This is a genomic window from Streptomyces panaciradicis (assembly GCF_023516615.1).
GTDB classification, from domain to species: domain Bacteria; phylum Actinomycetota; class Actinomycetes; order Streptomycetales; family Streptomycetaceae; genus Streptomyces; species Streptomyces panaciradicis.
This window is the reverse complement of the sequence record NZ_JAMGBF010000269.1, coordinates 1-5,688: the sequence shown is the minus strand read 5'-3', so window position 1 is coordinate 5,688 and position 5,688 is coordinate 1. Positions and strand designations below refer to the sequence as shown.

Genomic DNA, 5,688 nt, shown 5'->3' with positions numbered 1-5,688 from the left:
CCAAGGCGCTCCTCGTCGACCGGGACGCGCTCGCCACCGCCCAGCGCGAAGGCGATGTCCTGGCCGCCAACGCCGTCCTCATGGACGCCTACAACACCGACGTCCGCCCCCTCCTCGCCGACGTCCGCACCGAGATGGGCCTCGACCCCGACCCCATCGCCGCCTACCACCGCTCCGGATGGGCGGAGAAGATCGTCGAGGAACGGGTCGGCGGGCAGCAGGCCGGCTGGGGCGCCTGAGGCGGGCCCGGCAGGTCAGTCCTCTCCCATGCCGAACGAGTCGTGGACGGGCCGCACCTCGACGGCCACGACATGGAAGTCGAGGACGCGCCCGGCGATCTCCCGCGCCCGCTCCGGGGTGGCGCACTCGACCACGTAGTAGGCGGTGAGCTGCTCGGTCGCTCCGGTGAGCGGGCCGTTCGTCCCGGTGGCGGCTTCTTCGCCGTACCGGAGGGTGGTCGTGTCGCGCGGGTAGGCCAGTCCGGCGCCGTTCAGCATCTCGCCGGTGCCCCGCAGGTCCTCGTGGAGGGCCTCGTGCCGCTGGAAGACGTCCGCGCGTTCCGCGGGCGTCATGGCCTCGGTCGCCGCCGGGTCGGCGTACATGAGGATCATGTACTTCATGCCGCCGCCTCCGATTCCCGGGCCACCGAGGTGGCCGCTCGGACGAGTGCCGCCGTGGCCGTCGAGCGGGACTGCTGGGGCCAGGCGATGCAGAGGGTGGCCGGTGGGGCGTCCGGGACGGTGCGGTAGAGGACGCCCGGGCGCGGATAGCGGCTCGTGACCGACTCCGGGAGCAGGGTCACCAGCTTGCCGAGTTCGACGAGCGCGAGGAGCTGGGCGAGGTCGGCGATCGAGTGCCGCTCCATCATCAGGTCCAGGTAACGGCACAGGCCGTGCGAGTCGCCGGGTACCACGCCGGGCAGGGCGAGGTCGGCGAGGGTGATGTCGTCCCGGTCCGCGAGCGGGTGGGTGACGGGGAGAGCGGCGAGGCGGGGCTCGACGGTCACCACTTCGGCGTCCAGGCCCGTCTGGTCGAAGGGGCCGAACAGGAGCGCCGCGTCCGCCTCGCCCTCGCGCAGCAGTCTGACCTGCTCGCCCCAACCGGAGAGGCGGACCGTGACGGGCCGGGCCTCCGGCTCGGCGGCGAAGCGGGCCAGAATCGGTTCCAGCAGACCCGCGTCACCGTCGGCCTTGACCGCCAGGACGAGCTTGGGGCTCGGGTCGGCCGCACGCTGGGCGCGCCGGCCGGCCGCCTGGAGGGCGTCCAGGGCGATCCGGGCCTCCGAGAGCAGGACGGTGCCGGACGGGGTGAGGGCGACGCTGTGGGTGGTGCGCTCGAAGAGGGTGATGCCGAGGTCCGCCTCGAGTTTGCGGATGGCGCGGGACAGGGGCGGGGCGGAGATGCCCAGCCGTTCGGCCGCGCGGGCGAAGTTGAGTTCCTCCGCCACGGCGACGAAGTAGCGCAGTGACCGGGACTCCATGGCCTGGCACCTCCATTCGGTGTTACCCGGAGGGTAACAAGCGGGACCCCGCTGATCCTTCCCCGCAGGAGCGTCCGGGCACAGGATCGAGGTACGCGGCCCCCGGTACCGGCACAGGTGACGGGCGTGCACCGCCTTTCCCGCGAACCGTTTTGGAGCTTCCGCATGTTTGTCATCACCACGCCCACCGGTCAGATCGGCGGACAGGTCGTCGACCGGGTCCTCGACGCCGGGCACCCCGTCCGCCTGATCGCGCGGGATCCCGGCCGGCTCTCCCCCGAGGTGCGTGAACGGGTCGAGGTCGTCCAGGGCTCGCACACCGACCCCGGTGTTCTCATGGCGGCCTTCGCCGGTGCGGAGGGCGTGTTCTGGGTGATCCCGCCGGACCACCGCACCGTTGATCTCGAGCGCCACTATCTGGACCCGACACGGTCGGCGTGCGAGGCGCTCGTCGCGAACGGCGTCGACCGGGTCGTCAGTGTGTCGACCATGGGCCGCGGCATCGAGAAGAACGCCGGGCACCTGTCGGCCGCGCGCGCCGCCGAGGAACTGATCGCCGCCACGGGCGTGAAGTCCCGGGCGCTGCGGCCTCCGTTCTTCATGGAGAACCTGCTCCGCCAAGTCGACGCGATCAAGAGCCGGGGCACCTTCTTCCTGCCGAGCGACCGGGACCGCACCCTCGCGCTCGTCGCCACCCGCGACATCGCCGCACGGGGCGCCGAGCTGCTGCTCGACGGCTCGTGGAGCGGACAGGGCGGTGTACCCGTGGTCAGCCCGGACTCCCTCACGCCCGACGGCATGGCGGAAGTCGTCAGCGAAGTGCTGGAGCGGACGGTCCGGTACCAGCAGCTTCCCCTCGACGCGTACAAGTCGATGATGCTCGACAACGGGGCGAGCGAGGCCTCGGCCCAGGGTGTGGCCGACATGGCCGTCGCCCAGAACGAGGGGGCCTACGACGAGGAGCACCGCACCGCACGGCCGAGCCCGACCGGCTTCCGCCAGTGGTGCGAGGAGGTGCTGAGGCCGGCGGTCCTCGCCTGAGCACCGCCGACGGCACGGTCACTCGGGGCGGAGAACGAAGGCCGCCGTCACTCCGGGGCGGAGAACGGATGCCACGGTCACTCCGGGGCGGAGAACAGATGCCGGATCGCCGCCGGCGGCCAGGCGGGTGCGGTGTACGGCCGCCGGAAGGTACGGCGGCCCGAGCCGACCTCGAACGGCTCGTCCTCACCGGGGAGGCGGATCTCGGCCCGCGTGCTGGGCGGCACCAGGACCTCGACGACCAGGGTGTCCCCCTCGATCCGCCAGCCCGCCTCGGCACGCCCGTACGGCGTCTCGTGCGCCGCCCGCGCGAAGGTGAGGCCGCCGCCGGGCACGGGGGCGATCCGCAGCCGGCGCCAGCCGGGTTCGACGGCCTCCAGACCGGCGACCGTGCGGTGGAGCCAGTCGGCGACGGCGCCGAGGGCGTAGTGGTTGAAGGAGGTCATCTCGCCCGGGTTGATGCTGCCGTCGGGCAGCATCGAGTCCCAGCGTTCCCACACGGTGGTGGCCCCCATGGTCACCGGATACAGCCAGGACGGGCAGCCCTCCTCCAGCAGCATCCGGTACGCCGACTGCGGCTCCCCGGCCGCGCACAGCGCGTCGCAGATCAGCGGCGTACCGGCGAATCCCGTGGCGATGCGGAAGCCGGCCTTGCGCACGATGAACGCCAACCGCTCTGCCGCTCCCCGCCGTTGGCGTTCCGTCGGCAGCAGGGCGAAGCACAGCGCCAGCGCGTAGGCCGTCTGCGCGTCACTGGCGAGCCGTCCGGCCGGGGTGACGAACTCCTCGGTGAACGCCGCCCGTACGGACCGTGCGAGCTCCTCGTAGCGCACGGCGTCGTCCTTCTCCCCGAGCAGCCGTGCCGTCTCGGCGAGGACGTCGGCCGAGCGGGCGACGTAGGCGTTGGCGACGAGGTCGCCGTCGGTGCGGGCGGCCCCCGGGTCCTCGGGCGGCGCCGCCGGGTCCAGCCAGTCGCCGAGCTGGAAGTCCTGCCGCCACAGGCCGCCGCCCTCCTCGGTGAGCCGGGCCGCCACCTCCATCCAGGCGCGCATGCTCGGATACTGGGCGCGCAGCACCCCGAGGTCGCCGAAGCGCCGGTACAGCGTCCACGGCAGCAGCACCGCCACGTCGGCCCACACGGCGTGCGGGGTGCCGCCGAAGTCGAACGGCAGGACGTCGGGCACGACCAGCGGCGGGACCCGGTCGGCCCGGGCGAGCTGTTCGGCGGCGAGATCGCGCAGCCAGCCTCCGAGCATGCCGGAGCAGTCGTACAGGAAGGACGCGGTGGGGCCGAAGACCTGGATGTCGCCGGTCCAGCCGAGGCGTTCGTCGCGTTGCGGGCAGTCGGTGGGCACGTCCAGGAAGTTGCCGCGCATTCCCTGGACGACGTTCTCGTGGAGCCGGTTGACCAGGTCGTGCGAGCAGGCGAACCAGCCGGTGCGCGCCATGTCGGTGTGCAGGACCACGGCTTCGACGGCGGCCGGGTCGAACTCACCCGGCCAGCCGTCGACTTCGGCGTACCGGAAGCCGTGGAAGGTGAAGCGGGGTTCGTACGTCTCCACGCCCGTGCCGGCGAGCGTGTACGTGTCGGTGGCGGCGGCGTGCCGCAGGGGCCGGACGCCGAGTTCGCCGTGTTCCAGCACTTCGGCGTGGCGCAGGGTGACCGTGTGCCCGGCCGGGCCCGACAGCCGGATGCGCAGGCGTCCGACGAGGTTCTGGCCGAAGTCGAGGACGGTCCTGCCGGACGGTGTGGTGATCACGTCGAGCGGAGCGACGGTCTGGGTGCGGCGCATGGGCGGGCCTGTCGGCGCCACCAACTCGGCTTCGGGGAGCGGGAGTTCGGTGACGGATGTCCAGTCGGCGAGGTCGTGGCCCGGTTCGGACCAGCCGGGGCGCGCGAGCCGGGCGTCGTGGACCTCGCCGTCGTAGATCTCCGAGCGCAGGACGGGCCCGGTCGTGGCGCGCCAGGTCGCGTCGGTGGCGACGGTGGTGACGGTTCCGTCGGGGTGGGTGACCTCCAGTTGGGCGAGGAGGGCGCGCCGGTCGCCGTAGAGGTTGCGGCGGCCGCCGCCGAAGCCGAGCCGGCCGGTGTACCAGCCCTCGCCGAGCAGCGCGCCGATCGCGTTGTCGCCCTCGCGCAGGAGGGAGGTGACGTCGAAGGTCTGATAGCGCAGGCGGTGGTGGTACGAGGTCCAGCCGGGGGCCAGGACATGGTCGCCGACCGGGCTGCCGTTGATCTCGGCCTCGTAGACGCCGTACGCGGTGATGTACAGCCGTGCCGACGCGACCGCCTTGCCGAGGGAGAAGGTGCGGTGCAGCAGCGCCACGGGGAGGGGGGCGTCGGAGGCGTCGCGGTCGGGGGTGACGGGGCGGGCGGTCCAGTCGGTACGGTCGAGCAGTCCCGTCTCGGCCCGGGTGAGCGGGGACCAGTCGGACGCCTCTGCGCCCTCGCCCCACACCTGGACCCGCACCCCGACCCGGCTGCGGGAGCCGAGCCGGGGGCCCGGCCAGTCCACCAGCACGGAATCGGCGCCCTCGATGCGCCCGGTGTCGGTGAGGACCGTGCCGTCGGCATCGGTGATCTCGACGCGGTAGGCCCGCTGCGTCCAGTCCGGCGCGTCGGTCTCGGTGCGCCAGCTCAGGCGGGGCCGGGACTCGCCGATACCGACGGGCTCGCGGTGGTGTTCGAGAACAGGGGCCGTGACCCTCATCGGACGGTCTCCTTCTCCCGGACGGCGGTGATACGGCGGGCCGCCCTCGGGCATTTCGGTGATGGCACGTGTCACTGATACCGAAAGATTGCGTGAAACGTTTCACGCATCGTGAAGGCGACACGGCCGTCCGTCAAGGGTTCGGACGGGCGAAAGCTTTCCGTCTGACGATGCCGACTCGGCGGAGTCGCCCCGACACCTTGACGTCGTCGCGAACCTGCGGCTACTTTCCCTGAAACGATTCAAACAGTGTGCAGAGGTGGTCATGCCAGACCTGTCCGCCGCGAAGGCAGCGCTCGCGGCCCAGCGGATCGAAACCCCGTCGTGGGCCTACGGGAACTCGGGGACCCGGTTCAAGGTGTTCGCCCAGCCCGGGGTCCCCCGCGACCCCTGGGAGAAGCTCGCGGACGCGGCGAAGGTGCACGAATTCACCGGTGTGGCGCCGACGGTGGCGCT

General features: G+C 72.4%; 4 protein-coding genes and 2 pseudogenes. 3 read left to right on the top strand and 3 right to left on the bottom strand.

The features are described from left to right. Positions 1–239: pseudogene (locus tag M8J74_RS43510) on the top strand (L-rhamnose isomerase); the annotation flags it as partial. Positions 240–254: 15 nt separating this feature from the next. On the opposite strand, the gene M8J74_RS43505 reads toward M8J74_RS43510, so the two are convergent. After that, positions 255–620: a YciI family protein gene (locus tag M8J74_RS43505; RefSeq protein ID WP_249841686.1), complete on the bottom strand. Its 366-nt coding sequence runs from the start codon at positions 618–620 to the stop codon at positions 255–257. Beyond that, positions 617–1,480 carry a LysR family transcriptional regulator gene (locus M8J74_RS43500; RefSeq protein WP_249841685.1) on the bottom strand — a complete coding sequence of 288 codons (864 nt, stop codon included), beginning with the start codon at positions 1,478–1,480 and terminating at the stop codon, positions 617–619. The genes M8J74_RS43505 and M8J74_RS43500 overlap by 4 nt, the downstream gene beginning before the upstream one ends. A 165-nt stretch (positions 1,481–1,645) precedes the next feature. On the opposite strand from M8J74_RS43500, the gene M8J74_RS43495 reads away from it, so the two are divergent. After that, on the top strand, positions 1,646–2,521 hold the full coding sequence (locus tag M8J74_RS43495) for an NmrA family NAD(P)-binding protein (RefSeq protein WP_249841684.1): 876 nt from the start codon (positions 1,646–1,648) through the stop codon (positions 2,519–2,521). A gap of 77 nt (positions 2,522–2,598) precedes the next feature. Here M8J74_RS43495 and M8J74_RS43490 read toward each other — a convergent pair whose 3' ends face one another. Next, the gene (locus M8J74_RS43490) at positions 2,599–5,232 is read right to left on the bottom strand and encodes a family 78 glycoside hydrolase catalytic domain (protein ID WP_249841683.1); all 2,634 of its coding nucleotides are present in this window, start codon (positions 5,230–5,232) and stop codon (positions 2,599–2,601) included. 265 nt (positions 5,233–5,497) lie between these two features. On the opposite strand from M8J74_RS43490, the pseudogene M8J74_RS43485 reads away from it, so the two are divergent. Next, positions 5,498–5,688, top strand: a pseudogene (locus M8J74_RS43485) (L-rhamnose isomerase); the annotation flags it as partial.

Excerpts from the sequence above, each read along its gene's own strand:
- M8J74_RS43500 (WP_249841685.1), bottom strand. The coding sequence starts at position 1,480 with ATGGAGTCCCGGTCACTGCGCTACTTCGTCGCCGTGGCGGAGGAACTC.
- M8J74_RS43505 (WP_249841686.1), bottom strand. The coding sequence starts at position 620 with ATGAAGTACATGATCCTCATGTACGCCGACCCGGCGGCGACCGAGGCC.
- M8J74_RS43490 (WP_249841683.1), bottom strand. The coding sequence starts at position 5,232 with ATGAGGGTCACGGCCCCTGTTCTCGAACACCACCGCGAGCCCGTCGGT.
- M8J74_RS43495 (WP_249841684.1), top strand. The coding sequence starts at position 1,646 with ATGTTTGTCATCACCACGCCCACCGGTCAGATCGGCGGACAGGTCGTC.